The sequence below is a fragment of the Paraburkholderia sp. SSBN10T genome, assembly GCF_056619545.1.
The window spans coordinates 120,440-137,381 of sequence record NZ_JBWQQI010000009.1; the positions used below are offsets into that span (position 1 = coordinate 120,440).

The following is a 16,942-nucleotide window of genomic DNA, read 5'->3' on the forward strand; positions in this document are numbered from 1 at the left end:
CTCGGTATCGACCGGCTCGCGAAGAAGATGACCCGATTCGCACCAGCGGCCAGCAAGCCCTGCAATGAAACGCCTCTTTCACATGAACACACAGACCCTTAACGAGAAATTTGGACCACGCGAATCCATGGAATACGACGTCGTCATCGTTGGCGGCGGTCCGGCTGGATTGTCCGCGGCGATACGGCTCAAGCAGATGGCCGCGCAGCACGGTGCCGACATCAGCGTCTGTGTTCTCGAAAAGGGTTCCGAGGTAGGCGCACATACGCTCTCCGGTGCGGTAATGGATCCGCGAGCGCTCAATGAACTCATTCCCGATTGGAAGGAGCGTGGCGCGCCGTTGAATGTCGAAGTGACAGAAGACCGCTTTCTGTTCCTGTCCGAGAAAGGGGCGCGGCAAGTTCCGAACTGGCTGCTTCCGGATAACTTCAAGAATCACGGTAATTATGTCGTCAGCCTCGGCAATGTCACACGCTGGCTGGGAGCACGCGCCGAAGAGTTGGGCGTCGAGATATTTGCGGGTTTTCCCGCTGCCGAAGTGCTCTACGGTGAGCGCGGAGAGGTTCTCGGCGTTGCAACGGGCAACATGGGTCTGGGAAAGGACGGCGAGCCGACTGATGCTTTCCAGCTTGGGATGGAACTGCACGCGAAATACACGTTGTTCGCCGAAGGAGCGCGCGGACATCTCGGCCGTCAATTGATGGAGCGGTTCAGGCTGCACGAAAGCGCCGACCCCCAGGTCTACGGTCTGGGCATCAAGGAGTTGTGGGAGATCGACCCGGCGATGCACAAGCCCGGCCTGGTGATTCACACGGCAGGCTGGCCACTCGATAACGATACGTATGGCGGCTCCTTCCTCTACCACCTGGACAATAATCAGGTGGTGGTCGGCTTCGTCGTGGGCCTCGGCTATACCAATCCGTTTCTGTCGCCATTCGAGGAGTTTCAGCGATACAAGACGCATCCGGCAATCCGCAAGTTTCTCGAAGGCGGTAGGCGGGTGTCGTATGGGGCTCGGGCGATTGCCGCCGGCGGACTGATGTCGTTGCCGAAACTGGTGTTCCCTGGCGGCGCGCTGATTGGATGCGAAGCCGGCTTTCTGAACGCGTCGAGAATCAAAGGTAGCCACGCGGCCATTTCGACCGGCATGATGGCAGCCGAGGCGGCATTCAACGCGCTGCAATCAAAACGTCAGCGCGATGTGCTAGTCGAATATCCGGTTGCGTTCGATCAGTCGTGGTTGAAGCAGGAACTGCACCGCGCGCGCAACTTCAAGCAATGGATGAGCAAGGGACTGCTCGCCGGAACGTTCATGGTCGGGCTCGAACAGAAGTTGCTCGGCGGGTGGGTGCCATGGACGCTGCATCACCGGCACCCGGATAACGAGACCTTGAAAACCGCGGCTGAATGCAAGCCGATTGTTTATCCGAAGCCTGATGGCAAGCTGACCTTCGACCGTCTGTCATCGGTCTTTCTGTCGAACACCAACCACGAAGAGAATCAGCCGGTGCATCTGACGCTGAGAAGCTCGTCCGTACCGGTCGACGTGAATCTCGCGAAATACGCAGGGCCAGAGGCGAGATTCTGCCCCGCAGGCGTCTATGAGTTCGCGATGAAAAGCGACGGCAAAGAAGGGCTCGTGATCAATGCCCAGAATTGCGTGCATTGCAAGACGTGCGACATCAAGGACCCGACGCAAAACATCGTGTGGGTGACGCCGGAGGGCGGCGGCGGTCCGAACTACCCGAACATGTGAGCGTTGAGCGTGGTTTGGGAGGACATGCGCTTGCGAATGCTGGATCACGCCTGCAGATATTTTTGCGGGCGATCGGACCGACCTCATCACCCCGACGCTCGGAATCTTGGAGTTAACGTCGCGCCTGAAGTCTGGTCTGGATACCTTCAGATCTACGCTAAGCCCCGTGCACTCCGGCGTGACAGACTATATTCCGCGGTTGCTTTTGAGTTTCCTTGGTTTTGCGTGTTATGACGGACTTTGGAAGAATCGATTTGCCAAGAAATTTTCTTGCTGAATCAAAGGCCTGAAAAATTTTCGCATGACGGACTTTATTCCCTCGGATCAGAATGGAGCTTGCCAGGAAGAATCTCCGCGTGACGGAGCCGGCGGTAACGCAAAAGAAATGAAGCAAGGCGAATACCGCCGCAGGTATTCGATCACGCGAAGCGTCTGTGCGATTTCAGTGTCCGCGGGAAAGCAGATTGTTGACGCCAGTGACGCCGTCGACACTCATTGCGAATTTTTCCACCAGCGCGACCTGTTCGCGCGTTGGGACCCACCCGACGAGCGTCACTTGACCGGATTGCGTAAAGACGGACACGTGAGAGAGGGATATGCCCTGACGCGCGGCCGCTTCGCGCACCTGGTGGGCAAGTTGACTGTTGGTTGTGCCCGCATCACTGTCGGCGTACGCCGCGGGCAGCATCGAGCAGGAAATGGCTACGGCGAGAGTTGAAACAAACGCAGCTTTCATCACTACCCCCTTGCAGACAGACGGGCACGCCGGAGATTGCCGGCGCCCGTTTTCCGTGAAACGCGGGAGTGCGTTTCATGGAAGTCGATGCGATCAGGAGTCCTTGCGCGGCACAAGGCCGGCTGGTTGTAGATGCGCCTACATCGCTTCGTGTAGAGGTGATTCTCGCACAGACGGGGAAAAGGCGTTATCCGTGCGATACACTCATTGCGCCCCGAGCAGGCCGCGCGCGGCGAGATTGCGGTACAGCGCACGAGCGCCAAAGGTCCACGGTGCAATTTCCGTACACAGACGCACCGTGTTGACTAGCGCACCGAGTGGCGGCGCGGAGATCGTGACGACGTCGCCGAGGTGATGCGTGAAGCCGCCACCGGGCGCATCGCGGTCTTTGATCGGCGAGAACATGGTGCCAAGAAACAGCATGAAGCCGTCGGGGTACTGGTGGTGCTTGCCGTAGGTCTGGTTGACGAGATCGAGCGGATCTCGGCTGATTTCGCTCATGTGGCTGATGCCTTGGAGTACGAAATTATCGTCGCGACCTTCGACGCGCAAAGAGACGCTTGTCTGACGCACCGTATCGAGCGTGAAATGTTCGTCGAAGAGGCGCACGAACGGGCCGATTGCACACGAGCCGTTGTTGTCCTTGCACTTGCCGAGCAGCAGCGCAGACCGCCCTTCGATGTCGCGCAGATTCACATCGTTGCCGAGCGTTGCACCAACGACTGTGCCCGCACTGGAGACAGCCAGCACGATTTCGGGTTCGGGGTTGTTCCAGACGGATGCAGGATGCAAGCCGATGTCCGCGCCGAAGCCCACCGCCGACATTGGCTGCGACTTCGAGAACACTTCCGCATCGGGACCGATGCCGACTTCCATGTATTGCGACCACGCATTGCGGCGCTCGAGTTCGACCTTCAGGCGCGCGGCCGCTTCGGAGCCCGGGCGAATTCTGGAAAGATCGGTGCCGATCAGCGCGGTGATGGCGTTGCGTGCTTCTTTGGCCTTGGCCGGATCGCCGCCCGCCTGCTCTTCGATCACACGTTCGATCAGGCTTACCGCGAACGTGACGCCGCACGCCTTGATGGCCTGAAGGTCGCACGGTGCGAGCAGATACGGCTCGTCTGCGGACTTTGGGTCGATACTATGGGCAATCAGCGCATCGGCGCGGCCAAGCGATTCGCCATTCGCTTCGCGTGCGATCGCGACGGCATCTGCGCGGTCGAACAGATCGGCCGTCGTCGACACTGTCTTCGTGATGTCGAACACTTCGCCATTGCGCACGACAACGACACAGGGGCCGTCAGCGGCGTCGCCACGCCGCCACACTCGGCCCACAAGAAGGGCGCGGTCGAGATCATCAGGCAGATATGAGGTGCTGGAAGAAGATTGCATGGGTCGATTGGAGAGGGGGGATGGGGACATCGCCACTTCGTGGCGATGTCGGCCGGAGCAGCGCATCGGCAAGGTGATCGAATCGCAACTTGCCAGTGCTCTATCAGTGTGAGTGGCGTGGGTCGCCGCGTTCCTCGATTACCTTCAGGTAAAGCGTCGCGGGCTCGAGGCATCCGCCGGTCGAGAGTTGCCCGACGAACTGCCGGTAGAGTTCCTGCCAGGGCGTTTGCGACGGCGGTGCGGCGAATGGGACATCTTCACGGCGGCGTGCCAGCTCCGCTTCGTCGAGCAGCACGTTCACGCTACGCGCATTGAGGTCGACGCGGACGCGGTCGTTGGTGCGTAGCAGCGCCAGGCCTCCACCCACCGCGGCCTCGGGCGACATGTTGAGAATCGACGGACTGGCGGATGTGCCGCTTTGCCGCCCATCACCCATGCAGGGCAGCGAGGTGACGCCGCGGCGAATGAGTTGTGCGGGCGGTGCCATGTTGACGACCTCTGCGCTGCCCGGGTAGCCCACCGTTCCGCAGCCCCGGATCACGAGAATGCAGTGCTCGTCGATTTCCAGCGAGGGATCGTCGATGCGCGCGTGGTAGTCCTCCGGTCCATCGAAAACGATCACGCGTGCCTCGAAGGCGTTTTCGGCGCCGGGTTCGCTCAGGTAAGTCTGGCGGAACGCGTCGCCGACCACGGACATCTTCATGATGGCGCTGTCGAAGAAATTGCCGGACAGCACGATAAAACCGGCGCGATGCTTGAGCGGTTCGTCATGTGGAAAGATAACGTCACGGTCGGCGTCGGGCGCCGTTTCTGCGATCTTTCCGATGGTGCGGCCCGACACGGTCAGGCAGTCGGTATGCAGCAGGCCAGCCGCCTTGATCTGGCGAAGCACGGCGGGTACGCCGCCCGAGCGGTGGAAGCTTTCGCCGAGGTATTCGCCCGCCGGCATGCAGTTGACCAGTAGCGGCACCTGTTCGCCGATACGCTGCCAGTCGTCGAGGCTCAACTCGACACCCATATGACGTGCAATCGCGATCAGATGCGGCGGGCAGTTCGTGGATGCGCCCAATGCTGACGCGACGACGATGGCGTTTTCAAAGGCCTCGCGCGTCATGATCTGGGAGGGGCGTACGTCGTAGCGCACCAGATCGACGATACGCTTGCCGGTGGCGTAAGCCATCTGTCCGCGCTCGCGATACGCGGCGGGGATGCTCGCGCAGCCGGGCAGCGACATGCCGAGCGCTTCCGCGAGCGCGTTCATCGACAATGCCGTGCCCATCGTATTGCAGTGGCCGATGGACGGCGACGATGCCGTGGTCAACTCCATGAAGCCTTCATAATCGATTTCGCCCGCTGCGAGCAGGTTGCGCGCGTGCCAGATCACCGTTCCGGAGCCGACGCGTTTGCCTTGATGCCAGCCGTCGAGCATCGGTCCGCCGGACAGGACGATAGCGGGCATGTCCACCGTGGCGGCGGCCATCAGGCAGGCCGGCGTGGTTTTGTCGCATCCCGTAGTGAGCACGACGCCATCGAGCGGGAAGCCGTGGAGGACTTCGACGAGGCCGAGATACGCGAGGTTCCGGTCGAGCGCGGCGGTGGGCCGGCGGCTCTGCTCGGCAAGGGGATGTACTGGGAACTCCATCGGGATGCCGCCGGCATCGCGGATTCCCGCTTTCACGCGTTGCGCCAGTTCGATATGGTGGCGATTGCAGGGCGCCAGATCGCTACCGGTCTGCGCGATTCCGATAATAGGGCGGCCCGACTGCAATTCCTCCCGCGTCAGGCCGTAGTTCATGAAGCGCTCGACATAAAGCGCGGTCATGTCCGCGTGGGCGGGGTCGTCGAACCAGTTTTGGCTTCTCAGCCTGCGGGGTGTGGATTCAGGCATCTCTTTCATCTCTTGAGCGTGGTAAGGGGGCGCGTTGATCAGCGTAACGGCGATCGCCTCGCACTGCCACACATGTGCTAGCTTGATACCGATACGTTAGCGTTAACTATTCCATGTTACGCCTGCTTCCATCTTGGCTACAACCGAGGGTAATCCCGGGTCTGCCGCTGCTGCGGGAGATGGGCTTGCCGCGCAGGCTGCTTGCGGGAATACCCGCGTTCGATCCAGCTTGAATGCGTATTCCGGTACATGATATTGTGCGGACGTTACCGATAACATATCGCCGGACCGGCTAACCGCCGACCGGTACGCGTAGCAATCGTACGGGTTGACAGGGTGGAGATTTGCGATGGAAAAAAGGGTATCGAAGGCCGTCTTTAAGGCTAAAGCCTGCGAGCTGTTCAGACAAGTGGAGATGCTGGGCGAGAGCGTTGTCGTAACGGATCATGGCCAGCCTACAATCGAAATCAGACCCTATCGCAGTCGGCGCAAGAATCCGCTTGAGTTGTTGCGCGCGTCGATTGTGCACTTCAATCTGAAGGACGCAGCCGAGCCGGTCGCGCAGCAGCTTGAGAACCCATGATTACGCTGGACACGCTCGCGCTTGTTTACTGGTTGAGCGGTCGGGACGGCCTTAGCCCTGCGGCGCATGAAGCGATCACACGGGAGCTGGATGACGGCGAAGTGCTGATTTCGACAATCAGTGTGGTGGACGTCGGGCAGTTCGTCGAGGACGGTCGTCTTGCTCTTTCTATCGATACGCGCAGTTGGCTTTCCACCCTCGTCTCGATCGAAGGTGTCCGAATGGTGCCGGTGGATACCGGCATTGCGGTTCGCGCCGCCTCGATGTCGTCCAAGCTGTCCTCTCATCAGAGGCTGATTGCCGCTACTGCGCGCACCCTTGGCGGTGCACTGGTCACCCCGGATACGAGAATCCGGGAATTGACCTATGTGGAGACGATCTGGTGACGTCCGCCGGCGTTGCGCCACTCCGCGCAAACGCTCGTCACGCTCCCCTGCGCTGACTGCGGCCCTTGTGCCGCAAGGGTGTCTTCGCCGAGTGGCGTCGTGCTGCCGGCGCCGGGCCGGTGGAGTTGCGCACGACAAGCTCGGCCGGAAACGTAATGCGCTGCGACGCGGCGTCCAGGCCGGCAATCTGTGCGAGCAGCGTGTTGACCGCGGAGCTGGCCATTTGCTGAAAGGGCTGGCGCACGGTGGTGAGCGCGGGGTGAAACTGCTCGGCCATCGGGATATCGTCGAAGCCGATCACCGAAATGTTGTCAGGTACGCGCAGGCCCGCTTCCCGTACCGCGGCGATTACGCCGAATGCGCTTTGGTCGTTGGCGGTGAAGATCGCGGTGGGCGGATCGGCCAGCTCGAGCAGGCCGGATGCCACTTCGAACGCTGTGATTTGCGAGAGGTCGCCCGTGACGACAAGCTTCGGATCGCGCGGCAGTCCGCGCCGCTCCAGAGTCTCGAGGTAACCTCGCTGGCGGTCGCGCACGCCTTCGATAGACTCATCGCCGCCGACGAATGCGATTCGTGTATGGCCGAGTTCGGCAAGATGCTCGACGGCGAGTTGCGCACCGCCGTAATTGTCGACGGACACCGATGGAAAGCGATTGAGTGTGCCGCGTTGATCGATCACCACGACGGGGAGGTTGGCGGTTGCCAGCGAATCGAGGCATAGCGATTCGCGCGGCAGGATCGCCAGCAGCCCGTCGGAAAACTGTCGCACGAGGCCGAGCACGTCGTGATGCCTGCCGCGGTCTTCATCGGATAGCGTGTAGACGAGAACCTCGCAGCCTGCGGCTCGTGCGGCGCGCCCCGCGCCGAGAATCAGCTCACTGGAAAACTGCGTATCCAGGGTCGGCGTAATGATGCCGATGATGCCGTTGCGGCCGCCGGAGAGTTTCTGTGCCGTGCGATTGACGACATAACCAATGTCCGAGGCAATCCTGACCACTTCATCACGGGTCTCGCGGGACACGCCGGGACGCCCATTGAGCGCACGTGAAGCGGTCATCTGCGAGATGCCTGCGAGTCTGGCGACATCCGCGAGTGTTGGGTTTTGTTTTGTCATTGCCTGACGAGTAGCGTTCCAGGGCGAGCCGACGTCGATCCAAGTGTTTGACGTTAGCGGTATCGTTGCTGACGGCCTCATTCTAACAGATCGTAAAGCAGCGGCAATTCGCGCTCGTAGCGACGTAGTCAGCAAAAGCATAGCGTAAATCGAGCTAGAGCCAGCGTTTGGCGCCGCGCCCGACACACAATCAGGTTAACCCGCATAGCGATAGGTGGGGTAGTTGACTAACATGCTCTAACGTTAAGGCTAACGTTAACGATCATAACTTCATGAGAGGAGACATCACGATGGCGTATGCGGTTTTTTCGAAGTCGCGACCCGTAGTTGGCGCGGTAGCGCTAGCCTGTTCGCTTTTGAGCATGGCGCCAGGGGGCGCGTATGCACAGGACGCGAAGGTGATCACCGAGTGGGATCAGCAGACCAATACTACGTCGAGCAAGGTGCTGCGCGATGCGGCCGACCGGTTCGAGAAAGCGAACCCCGGCTACAAGGTCGAGGATTCGCATGTGCTGAACGAAGCGTACAAGACCAAACTGAAGGTGGCGTTCGGTGCCAGCCAGCCGCCGTGCGTGTTCGAATCGTGGGGCGGCGGGCCCCTGCATGAATACGTGAAGGCCGGTCAGATCGTAGATCTGACGCCGTATCTACAGAGGGATCCGGCCTATCGCGACCGCTTTCTGTCGACCTCCTGGAATGCTGTGACCTTTGACAAGAAGACCTATGGCGTCGCTGCCGAAAACGCCAGCGCGGCCGTGATCTTCTATAACAAGGAGTTGTTCAAGCAGTACAACCTGACGCCGCCCGCCACGTGGGATCAGTTGATGAACGTGGTCAAGGTGCTGAACTCGCATGGCATCGCACCGTTCGCGCTGTCGAACAAGAACAAGTGGACCGGTTCGATGTACTACATGTACCTCGTGGACCGTATCGGTGGCCCGGAGGTTTTCCGCAAGGCGGTGAATCGTGAGGCGGGCGGCAGTTTCGACGATCCGGCTTTCGTCCAGGCCGGCCAGTATATCCAGCAACTCGTCAAGGCCGGTGGCTTCGCCCAGGGTTACAACGGGCTCGACTATGACGTCGGCGCGTCCCGCCGTCTGCTCTATTCCGGGCGTGCCGCAATGGAGTTGATGGGCGGCTGGGAAGCGTCGACCATCGAGAACGAGAATCCGGCGTTTTACAGCAAGCTGGATTTCTTCCCGTTTCCGGGCGTGCCGGGCGGCAAGGGCGATCCGCGCAACGTGATTGGTACGGTGGGTGACGGCTTCCTCAGCATTTCAACCGAATGCAAGGATCCGCAGGCCGCGTTCAAGCTGATTCAGGCGATGACCGATGACACGGCGATGCAGGGACGCGTGGCCGACAAGAAGATTCCGCCTGTCAAGAACATCGTCATCACGGACCCATTCCTGAAACGTCTGCAAACGCTGATCGCCGACGCGCCGAATGTGCAGCTCTGGTACGACCAGGAACTGCCGCCGAAGCTCGGGGAATTGCATAAGGACACGTCGCAAGCGCTGTTCGGCCTGTCGCTGACGCCACAGGCCGCGGCGCAGCAAATGGAAGACGCCGCGAAGTCGGGAAGCTAACTGTACTTGAGAAAAGGAGCCCGGCCGCGCCGTACGGCGTCGGCCGGGAGCAACTTGGTGAATATTGCACTTTCCGCGGTTTCCGCACGACGCATGCGCGTCTCGTCGCAGTGGCTCGTTATCACGGTATTTCTGGCGCCTGCGGTATTGCTGCTCGCCGTGTTCATGCTCTACCCGCTGCTGTCGAGCCTGCGCCTGTCGTTCGTGGACTGGAATGGGCTGGGCAACAACGCTCGGTTTACAGGGTGGCACAACTGGGTCGCGCTCGCGCACGACGCGGCGTTCTGGCAAGCGTTCAAGAACAACGTGATTCTCGCGGTGACCTCGGTCGTGATCGAGTTGCCGATCGCGCTGGCGCTGGCGGTGCTGCTCGAAAAGGCGGGCCGCGGCTCGCGTATCCTCAAGATTCTCTACTTTCTGCCATTGCTGATGTCGAGTGTGGCGATTGGTGTGCTGTTCAAGAACGTCTACGACCCGAACTTCGGGCCGCTCAACGTGGGGTTGCGGGCGCTGGGTCTCGATGCGCTCGCGCAAGACTGGCTTGGCGATGCGCACTTTTCGCTGGGCGCCACGATCGCGGTGGTCTGCTGGCAAAACGTGCCGTTTTACATGATCCTTTTTCTTGCGGGCCTGTCTTCGCTGTCCGCCGAATTGCCTGAGGCGGCCCGTCTGGATGGCGCATCGGAGTGGATCATTTTCTGGCGCATCAAACTGCCCCATTTGCAGGGAACCGTGCGTACCGCGGTGTTGCTCTCCGTGCTCGGCTCGCTGCGGTATTTCGACCTCATCTATGTCATGACGGGCGGTGGGCCCGAAGGCTCGTCCGAGGTCATGGCGACTTATATGTACCGCACCGTGTTTAGTTCGTTTCAGCTCGGTTACGGCAGCACGATTGGCACGGCCATGTTCGTCATTGTGTTCCTTGTCGCGATCGTCTCAATGCGCATAACGCGTCGTTACGCGACGGAGGTATGACGATGGCAGTCAAATCTGCTCGCTTCACGCTGTCAAAGGTTCGGATTGGCGTACCGATGTTGTCGCTGATCTGGCTTGCAGTGACGACCCTGCCGTTCATTTTCGTGGTTCTGACGAGTCTCAAGACTCAAGAAGAGACCTTCTCCGAACCCGTCTGGGCGTTGCCGGCGCATCTGTACCTGGGAAACTATTGGGCGGTATTGCGCGGCCCTTATCTGCAGTACTTCGCCAATAGCGCGTTCGTGGTTGGACTGTCCGTATTGCTGATCGTGTTGTTCAGCGCGATGGCGGCCTACGTGTTTGCGCGTATCCAGTTTCGTTTGAACAAAATACTATTCGGGCTTGTCGTCGCGGGAATGATCGTGCCGCTCCATGCAACTCTCGTACCGATCTATCTGCTGACACGCAATCTCGGCATTTACGACACCCAGTTTGCGTTGCTGGGTCCATATGTCGCGCTTAGCTTACCGATTTCGATTTTCATTCTGACCGAGTTCATGCGGCAGATACCCAAGGAGCTCGAAGAAGCTGCGCAACTGGACGGTTGTGGTCCATTCACGATTTTCTGGCGCATTTTCTTCCCCCTGTCCGGTCCGGGACTCGCAACCGTGGCGATCTACAACGGCATCGGCCTATGGAACGAGTTCATCTTCGCGTACATGCTGACCTCGACGCCGGCGCACCGCACGCTGCCGCTCGCTGTCTGGGACTTCCAGGGGCAGTACTCGTCGAATATTCCAGCCATGTTGGCCGTTGTGACGATGACCTCGCTACCGCTGATCGTCGCCTATGCATTTGGGCAGGAGCGCGTGATCAAAGGGATGATGGCCGGGTCGCTGAAGGGATGAAGAAGCGGGGCTACGGTGGTGCGACGAACAGCGCTGCCGGATTGCTCCGAATAGAGGTTCAACCGGGCTGACGAGACTCGCCCGAAACGACAACTGCGCAGATAGATAACGAGCTATGGCAAGTATTACCCTGACTAACGTAGAGAAGGCGTACGGCGGAAATTCTCCGGTGATTCGCAACGTGCATCTGGAGGTTGGGAAAAACGAGTTTTGTGTATTTCTCGGGCCGTCGGGGTGCGGGAAATCCACGCTGCTGCGGATGGTCGCCGGCCTGGAATCGATCACCGGCGGAGAGTTGCACATCGATGGTGCGTTGATGAACGACGTGCCACCCGCCAAACGCCGCGTCGCGATGGTGTTCCAGAACTATGCGCTGTATCCGCACATGAGCGTGTACGAGAACATGGCATTCGGTTTGCGCCAGGCGAAACTGGACAAGGCGACGATCGATAGCAAAGTGCGCGGCGCCGCGGCCGTGTTACAACTCGATCAACTACTGCAGCGAAGGCCGTCTGCGTTGTCGGGCGGTCAGCGTCAGCGCGTGGCGATCGGCCGGGCGATTGTGCGCGAGCCGGGCGTGTTTCTCTTCGACGAGCCGCTGTCGAACCTCGATGCCGCCCTGCGCGTGCAGACCCGCATCGAGATTGCGCGTTTGCATCGGCAATTCAGCGACGCAAGTGCCATTTATGTCACGCACGACCAGATCGAAGCGATGGCGCTCGCCGACAAGATCGTCCTGCTGCAAGCTGGTGACGGTATGAAACGGCACGGCAGCATTGCGCAGATTGGCGCTCCGCTGGACCTGTATCACCACCCGGAAAATCGCTTCGTGGCGGGCTTCATCGGATCGCCGAAGATGAACTTTCTGCCGGGCGTCGTGAAGGGGATCGATGAAACCGGCGTCGACGTCGAACTGACCACCGGCGAACGCATCCGCGCACGTGTCGAAGGCCGTCGTGCACGTCTTGGCATGAACGTCACGGTTGGTGTGCGTCCCGAGCATCTGAGCATCGCAGCAGGTGGTCAGAGCATCCAGACAATTCGCTGCACGGTGCGTCTCGTCGAGCACCTGGGCGAACATAGTTACGTGCACGTGGAAGGCGGCAGCCACCCGCGAGGCCAACTGATCGCCAAACTGCCGGGCGATAGTCGGCTCGGCTGCGAGGAGCAGGTGACGCTCGCGTTGCCGCCGAACGCTTGCCACGTTTTCGATGACCAGGATTTCGCGCTTCGACGTCTGGACTGATCCGGTCCGGCGGCGCACGAAAACTGACGGTAACGATAAATTGCTGAATTTAATAGACCAGAATCAATCTGCAGGAGTCCTTTTAATGTCGTTTGAAAGCCAAAGCGAGGTTCCGCTTTATCGTAACCCTGCCGCCTCCACGGAACAGCGCGTCGCAGACCTGTTGCCGCGCATGACTCTGGACGAGAAGATCGCACAGCTTCACGCGGTATGGCTTAAGTTGTCGGCCGACGGCCGTCACGAACCGCGCTCCGAAGACTTCGCGCAGCGCGATACCGGGGTGCCGCTCGAGACGCTACTGCGCCACGGTCTCGGACAGGTCACCCGTCCGCTTGGCACCCATACAGTCGAGCCGAAAGAGGGCGTGCGTGCACTTAACGCATTGCAGCGGCAGATGGTGGAAGAGACGCGCCTCGGCATTCCGGTCATGGCGCACGAAGAATGTCTGGTCGGCCTGATGACCCGGGATGCGACGCTCTTTCCGTCACCGTTGAATTACGCCGCCACGTGGAACCCCGGCCTGATTGGCCGGGTAGGCGAGATCATTGGCGAGCAGACACGTTCAATCGGTTCGCGTCAGGGGCTGGCTCCGGTGCTCGATGTTTCGCGCGATCCGCGCTGGGGCCGGACCGAAGAGACGCTGGGCGAAGATCCGTACCTGGTAGGCGTGATGGCGTGCCACTACGTGAACGGTCTGCAGGGAGAGCGTCGCGATCTGCTCGCGACGCTCAAACACTTCGTCGCGCACTCCGCAAGCGAAGGGGCGCGCAATCATGCTCCCGTCCATGTCGGCCCGCGAGAGCTCAACGATACATTCATGCTGCCGTTCGAGATGGCGGTAAAGCTCGCGCGTGCGGGCTCCGTCATGCCGGCCTATCACGACATCGACGGCGTTCCGTGCCACGCGAACCGCGAACTGCTGCAAGGCGTATTGCGCGAGAAGTGGGGTTTTGACGGGTTGATCGTCGCCGACTATGCCGCGGTCAACCTGCTTTACAGTCATCACGGCGTTGCGCGCGATGCCGCCGCCGCAGCGGCGCTCGCCTTCAACGCCGGGCTCGACGTCGAACTGCCCGGCCACGAGTGCGCGTTGCACCTGAAGGAAGCCATGGCGCGCGGCGAGATCGACGAAGGAACGATCGATGCTGCGGTAACGCGGGTGCTGCGCGCCAAATTCGACACCGGTTTGTTCGAAAACCCCTATGTCGATCCTGAGCGGGTGAACCTGCGCAGCACGGCCGCGAGCGATATCGCGCATGAGGTTGCGCTGGAGTCCGTCGTGCTGTTGCGCAACGAGGGTGCGTTGCCACTGAGGCTCGACGGTGCGGCAAAGTTTGCTGTGATCGGACCGACGGCAGATGATCCACTGGCGCTGCTGGCGGGCTATAGCTTCCCCGTCCACCTTATCAATACCGGGGAGCAGTCGGATCTGGCGATGACGACACCGTTGCAGGCGCTACGCCGATCACTCGGCGAAGATCGGGTGATCTATGCGCGTGGTTGCGACATCATCGAAGAACGTCGCGCCGGGGCACCCGTATTTCCGGGTGACGTCGCTCTGGAGACGATGAGCGCAGACGGCGTCGATGAGCTGATTAGTCAGGATACGACGCGTTTTCCCGAGGCGGTGGCGGCTGCGCGGCAGGCGCAAGTGGCAATCGTCTTTGTCGGCGATCTGGCGGGACTCTTTCAGTCGGGTACGGTCGGCGAAGGTTCGGATACCGACAGTCTGACGTTGCCAGGTGTCCAGCAGGCGTTGCTCGCCGCGGTGGTCGACAGCGGCACGCCGACTGTCGTCGTGATGACGGGAGGCCGTCCATACAATCTGGGCGGTCTCGAGGACCGGATCGCCGCGCAGGTGATGGCGTTTGCGCCCGGCGAGAAGGGGGGCGAAGCGCTCGCCGAGTTGCTTACCGGGAAGGTGAATTTCAGCGGCCACCTTCCGCTCTCGGTGCCAAAGAGCGCCGGCGCGGTCCCCTATACCTACAATCACCGGCTGAAAAGCGCAGGCACGCCGGTGGCGTATCACTTTGGCTCACGCTATCCGTTCGGCTTCGGGCTCAGCTATACGCAGTTCCAGTATGGCGATCTCGTCGTGGACGCGCGGGAAGCGGCGATTGCGGACGGTACGTTCGAATTCGGCTTTGCTGTCAGCAACGTGGGATCACGTGACGGCGATGAAGTCGTGCAGATCTACGTGCGCGACCGGCTCGCCTCTTCCGCGCGGCCCGTGCGGGAATTGAAGGCTTTCGCGCGCGTGTCCATCGCAGCGGGAGCATCAGTGCGACTGCGTGCGCGAATCCCGGTGGACATGCTCAACTTCACGGATGGGAGAGGGGAGCGCATCGTCGAGCCGGGCGACTTTGATCTGATGATCGGCAGTTCCAGCCGCGACATTCATCTGGGCGACACGCTGACCGTAACGGGAGACCAAACCCGGACGCTCGAACGTGACTGGCGAATGGTGAGCGAGGTGGAAACAGTAGCCTGACGGTCGTGAAGGCAGCGACGGCAATCCGAACGCTGTAATACTTTGAGAGTGTGAAAAATCTGATGTCGTACGCAATCTATCCAAGCCTCGCGGACAGGACCGTCGTGATCACAGGCGGTGGCAGTGGCATAGGGGCTGCCATGGTCGAGGCGTTCGTCGCACAGGGAGCGCGGGTTTTCTTTCTGGACGTGGCGGAGCAGGAATCGCTGGCGCTTCAGGAGTCGCTTGGCAATGCGAAGCATCCGCCTTTGTTTTACCGCTGCGATCTTCGGGACGTGGATGCAATTCAGACCACGTTTGCGCAAATCGCGCAGCGTGGAGGACCGGTCGAGGTGCTCGTCAATAACGCCGCGAACGACGACCGGAATGAAGTAGGCGGCGTCAGCTCCGGGTACTGGGACAAGAGTATCGAGGTGAACCTGCGGCATCAGTTCTTCTGCGCGCAGGCCGTCGCCGACGGAATGCGCACTCTGGGGCGCGGGGTCATTCTGAATCTCGGCTCTATCTCGTGGCACCTGGCGACACCGAATCTGAGTGTGTACATGACGGCGAAGGCGGGGATCGAAGGGCTCACGCGCGGGTTGGCGCGCGATCTTGGCGTGCACGGCATCCGCGTGAACTGCATCATTCCGGGGGCGGTTCGTACGCCTCGCCAGATGAAGCTTTGGCAATCCGCGGAGAGTGAAGCGAAGATCGTGGCGGATCAATGCCTGCAACAGCGTATCGATCCGGAGCACGTGGCCCGCATGGCGCTGTTTCTCGCCTCCGATGATGCGGCTCGCTGTTCAGGACGCGACTACTTTGTCGATGCAGGATGGTATGGCGGATGAACTCGACCATTCCCGTGTGCGTCTGGCCGGTTGCGGCTGAGCTGGGCGAAGGACCGGTATGGCGGGCCGGCGAGAACGCGGTGTACTTCGTCGATATCAAGGGACGCAAGCTGCATCGCCTGGCCGTGGCGACGGGGCAGCGGCAAACCTGGACCGCGCCGATGCAGTCTGGCTTCGTTCTGCCTCTCGCCGGCGATGCGTTCGTTTGTGGCCTGGAGGGTGGCTTGTATCGCTTTACGCCCGCAAGCGGGCAGTTCGAGCTATTGAAAGCTGTCGAAGGCGAACTGCCGGGCAATCGCCTCAACGACGGCTTTGTCGATGCAGATGGCCGTCTATGGTTTGGATCGATGGACGATGCCGAGACGCAGCACACCGGATCGCTTTACCGGGTCGGCGAAGACGGGCAGATCGTGACTCAGGATCGTGGCTACGTCATTACCAACGGACCAGCCATGAGTCCGGATGGCCGCACGCTGTACCACGGCGACACCATGCGGCGGGTGGTCTACGCGTTCAAGGTTGGCGACGACGGAATCCTGCAAGGTAAACGCACATTTGTCGCCATCTCGAACGGTGGCTATCCGGACGGGATGGCCGTGGACGCGCAGGGCTTCGTCTGGATCGCGCTCTTCGGTGGGGCGCGCATCGAACGTTATTCACCGGACGGGGTGCTCGTGGAAAAGATCGCCTTTCCATGCTCCAACGTGACGAAGCTTGCGTTTGGCGGCGAGGATTTGCGCACGGTATATGTCACGACGGCCCGCAAGGGTCTGTCGCAGGCCGAACTGCGACTGCAACCGCTGGCGGGTGGCCTGTTCTCGTTTCGCTCGCCGGTGATGGGGCAAGCTCAGGCGGTATGCACCATCGCATGGTAGCGGCGACCGACGCCGCGCTAGTCAAGTTTGCGCAGCGGGGAAGCAACTGCAGAGCGGGAAAAAAGGGCTTGGCGCGAATGCCAAGCCCTTGAAGCATTTGGCCGACTGCAATGGTCGACCGGAATGGCGTCTGATTTTAGCGCCACAGCGCGGTACCCGGATTTATGCGGTCATGCTAATCCTGTTGAAATAACCGCAATGCAATTAATTAAACAATATTCATAATTTTTGTG

General features: G+C 60.6%; 14 protein-coding genes. 10 read left to right on the forward strand and 4 right to left on the reverse strand.

Translation table 11 applies throughout. The features are described 5' to 3' along the window. Positions 1 to 82 precede the first annotated feature (82 nt). Positions 83 to 1,756 (forward strand): electron transfer flavoprotein-ubiquinone oxidoreductase, encoded by a 1,674-nt coding sequence (locus AC1ECK_RS16235; protein WP_480320846.1) that lies wholly within the window; start codon positions 83 to 85, stop codon positions 1,754 to 1,756. A gap of 442 nt (positions 1,757 to 2,198) precedes the next feature. Here AC1ECK_RS16235 and AC1ECK_RS16240 read toward each other — a convergent pair whose 3' ends face one another. The 3 genes from AC1ECK_RS16240 to AC1ECK_RS16250 form a co-directional block, all read right to left on the reverse strand. Further along, on the reverse strand, positions 2,199 to 2,492 hold the full coding sequence (locus AC1ECK_RS16240; RefSeq protein ID WP_480320848.1) for a BON domain-containing protein: 294 nt from the start codon (positions 2,490 to 2,492) through the stop codon (positions 2,199 to 2,201). A gap of 204 nt (positions 2,493 to 2,696) precedes the next feature. Continuing rightward, positions 2,697 to 3,884: a fumarylacetoacetate hydrolase family protein gene (locus tag AC1ECK_RS16245; RefSeq protein ID WP_480320850.1), complete on the reverse strand. Its 1,188-nt coding sequence runs from the start codon at positions 3,882 to 3,884 to the stop codon at positions 2,697 to 2,699. Positions 3,885 to 3,987: 103 nt separating this feature from the next. Then, positions 3,988 to 5,772, reverse strand: a complete 1,785-nt coding sequence (locus tag AC1ECK_RS16250; protein ID WP_480320852.1) for an IlvD/Edd family dehydratase — start codon at positions 5,770 to 5,772, stop codon at positions 3,988 to 3,990. Between the two features lie 349 nt (positions 5,773 to 6,121). Here AC1ECK_RS16250 and AC1ECK_RS16255 point away from each other — a divergent pair, with 349 nt between their 5' ends. Together AC1ECK_RS16255 and AC1ECK_RS16260 are read left to right on the forward strand one after the other, a co-directional pair. Further along, the gene (locus tag AC1ECK_RS16255; RefSeq protein WP_480320854.1) at positions 6,122 to 6,355 is read left to right on the forward strand and encodes a type II toxin-antitoxin system Phd/YefM family antitoxin; all 234 of its coding nucleotides are present in this window, start codon (positions 6,122 to 6,124) and stop codon (positions 6,353 to 6,355) included. Then, positions 6,352 to 6,741 (forward strand): type II toxin-antitoxin system VapC family toxin, encoded by a 390-nt coding sequence (locus AC1ECK_RS16260; protein ID WP_480320856.1) that lies wholly within the window; start codon positions 6,352 to 6,354, stop codon positions 6,739 to 6,741. The genes AC1ECK_RS16255 and AC1ECK_RS16260 overlap by 4 nt, the downstream gene beginning before the upstream one ends. A gap of 37 nt (positions 6,742 to 6,778) precedes the next feature. On the opposite strand, the gene AC1ECK_RS16265 is transcribed toward AC1ECK_RS16260, so the two are convergent. Next, positions 6,779 to 7,855, reverse strand: a complete 1,077-nt coding sequence (locus AC1ECK_RS16265; protein WP_480320858.1) for a LacI family DNA-binding transcriptional regulator — start codon at positions 7,853 to 7,855, stop codon at positions 6,779 to 6,781. Positions 7,856 to 8,127: 272 nt separating this feature from the next. Between AC1ECK_RS16265 and AC1ECK_RS16270 the strand changes: the two genes are divergently transcribed. The 7 genes from AC1ECK_RS16270 to AC1ECK_RS16300 all read left to right on the forward strand — a co-directional run bounded on the left by AC1ECK_RS16270 (position 8,128) and on the right by AC1ECK_RS16300 (position 16,709). Continuing rightward, positions 8,128 to 9,444 (forward strand): extracellular solute-binding protein, encoded by a 1,317-nt coding sequence (locus tag AC1ECK_RS16270; protein WP_480320860.1) that lies wholly within the window; start codon positions 8,128 to 8,130, stop codon positions 9,442 to 9,444. 57 nt (positions 9,445 to 9,501) lie between these two features. Continuing rightward, complete coding sequence (locus AC1ECK_RS16275; RefSeq protein WP_480320862.1) at positions 9,502 to 10,419, forward strand: carbohydrate ABC transporter permease; 918 nt, start codon at positions 9,502 to 9,504, stop codon at positions 10,417 to 10,419. Positions 10,420 to 10,421: 2 nt separating this feature from the next. Beyond that, on the forward strand, positions 10,422 to 11,267 hold the full coding sequence (locus tag AC1ECK_RS16280; protein ID WP_480320864.1) for a carbohydrate ABC transporter permease: 846 nt from the start codon (positions 10,422 to 10,424) through the stop codon (positions 11,265 to 11,267). Positions 11,268 to 11,382: 115 nt separating this feature from the next. Next, positions 11,383 to 12,513 carry an ABC transporter ATP-binding protein gene (locus tag AC1ECK_RS16285; RefSeq protein WP_480320866.1) on the forward strand — a complete coding sequence of 377 codons (1,131 nt, stop codon included), beginning with the start codon at positions 11,383 to 11,385 and terminating at the stop codon, positions 12,511 to 12,513. Positions 12,514 to 12,598: 85 nt separating this feature from the next. Continuing rightward, a complete protein-coding gene (locus AC1ECK_RS16290) occupies positions 12,599 to 15,004 on the forward strand; it encodes a glycoside hydrolase family 3 N-terminal domain-containing protein (protein WP_480320868.1) in 2,406 nt (801 codons plus the stop codon). A gap of 62 nt (positions 15,005 to 15,066) precedes the next feature. Next, positions 15,067 to 15,834, forward strand: a complete 768-nt coding sequence (xylB, locus tag AC1ECK_RS16295; RefSeq protein ID WP_480320870.1) for a D-xylose 1-dehydrogenase — start codon at positions 15,067 to 15,069, stop codon at positions 15,832 to 15,834. Then, on the forward strand, positions 15,831 to 16,709 hold the full coding sequence (locus tag AC1ECK_RS16300) for an SMP-30/gluconolactonase/LRE family protein (RefSeq protein WP_480320872.1): 879 nt from the start codon (positions 15,831 to 15,833) through the stop codon (positions 16,707 to 16,709). The genes xylB and AC1ECK_RS16300 overlap by 4 nt, the downstream gene beginning before the upstream one ends. The last annotated feature ends 233 nt before the right edge of the window (positions 16,710 to 16,942 follow it).

Excerpts from the sequence above, each read along its gene's own strand:
- xylB (WP_480320870.1), top strand. The coding sequence starts at position 15,067 with ATGTCGTACGCAATCTATCCAAGCCTCGCGGACAGGACCGTCGTGATC.
- AC1ECK_RS16285 (WP_480320866.1), top strand. The coding sequence starts at position 11,383 with ATGGCAAGTATTACCCTGACTAACGTAGAGAAGGCGTACGGCGGAAAT.
- AC1ECK_RS16290 (WP_480320868.1), top strand. The coding sequence starts at position 12,599 with ATGTCGTTTGAAAGCCAAAGCGAGGTTCCGCTTTATCGTAACCCTGCC.
- AC1ECK_RS16240 (WP_480320848.1), bottom strand. The coding sequence starts at position 2,492 with ATGAAAGCTGCGTTTGTTTCAACTCTCGCCGTAGCCATTTCCTGCTCG.
- AC1ECK_RS16250 (WP_480320852.1), bottom strand. The coding sequence starts at position 5,772 with ATGCCTGAATCCACACCCCGCAGGCTGAGAAGCCAAAACTGGTTCGAC.
- AC1ECK_RS16245 (WP_480320850.1), bottom strand. The coding sequence starts at position 3,884 with ATGCAATCTTCTTCCAGCACCTCATATCTGCCTGATGATCTCGACCGC.
- AC1ECK_RS16300 (WP_480320872.1), top strand. The coding sequence starts at position 15,831 with ATGAACTCGACCATTCCCGTGTGCGTCTGGCCGGTTGCGGCTGAGCTG.
- AC1ECK_RS16270 (WP_480320860.1), top strand. The coding sequence starts at position 8,128 with ATGAGAGGAGACATCACGATGGCGTATGCGGTTTTTTCGAAGTCGCGA.
- AC1ECK_RS16235 (WP_480320846.1), top strand. The coding sequence starts at position 83 with ATGAACACACAGACCCTTAACGAGAAATTTGGACCACGCGAATCCATG.
- AC1ECK_RS16265 (WP_480320858.1), bottom strand. The coding sequence starts at position 7,855 with ATGACAAAACAAAACCCAACACTCGCGGATGTCGCCAGACTCGCAGGC.
- AC1ECK_RS16280 (WP_480320864.1), top strand. The coding sequence starts at position 10,422 with ATGGCAGTCAAATCTGCTCGCTTCACGCTGTCAAAGGTTCGGATTGGC.
- AC1ECK_RS16255 (WP_480320854.1), top strand. The coding sequence starts at position 6,122 with ATGGAAAAAAGGGTATCGAAGGCCGTCTTTAAGGCTAAAGCCTGCGAG.
- AC1ECK_RS16260 (WP_480320856.1), top strand. The coding sequence starts at position 6,352 with ATGATTACGCTGGACACGCTCGCGCTTGTTTACTGGTTGAGCGGTCGG.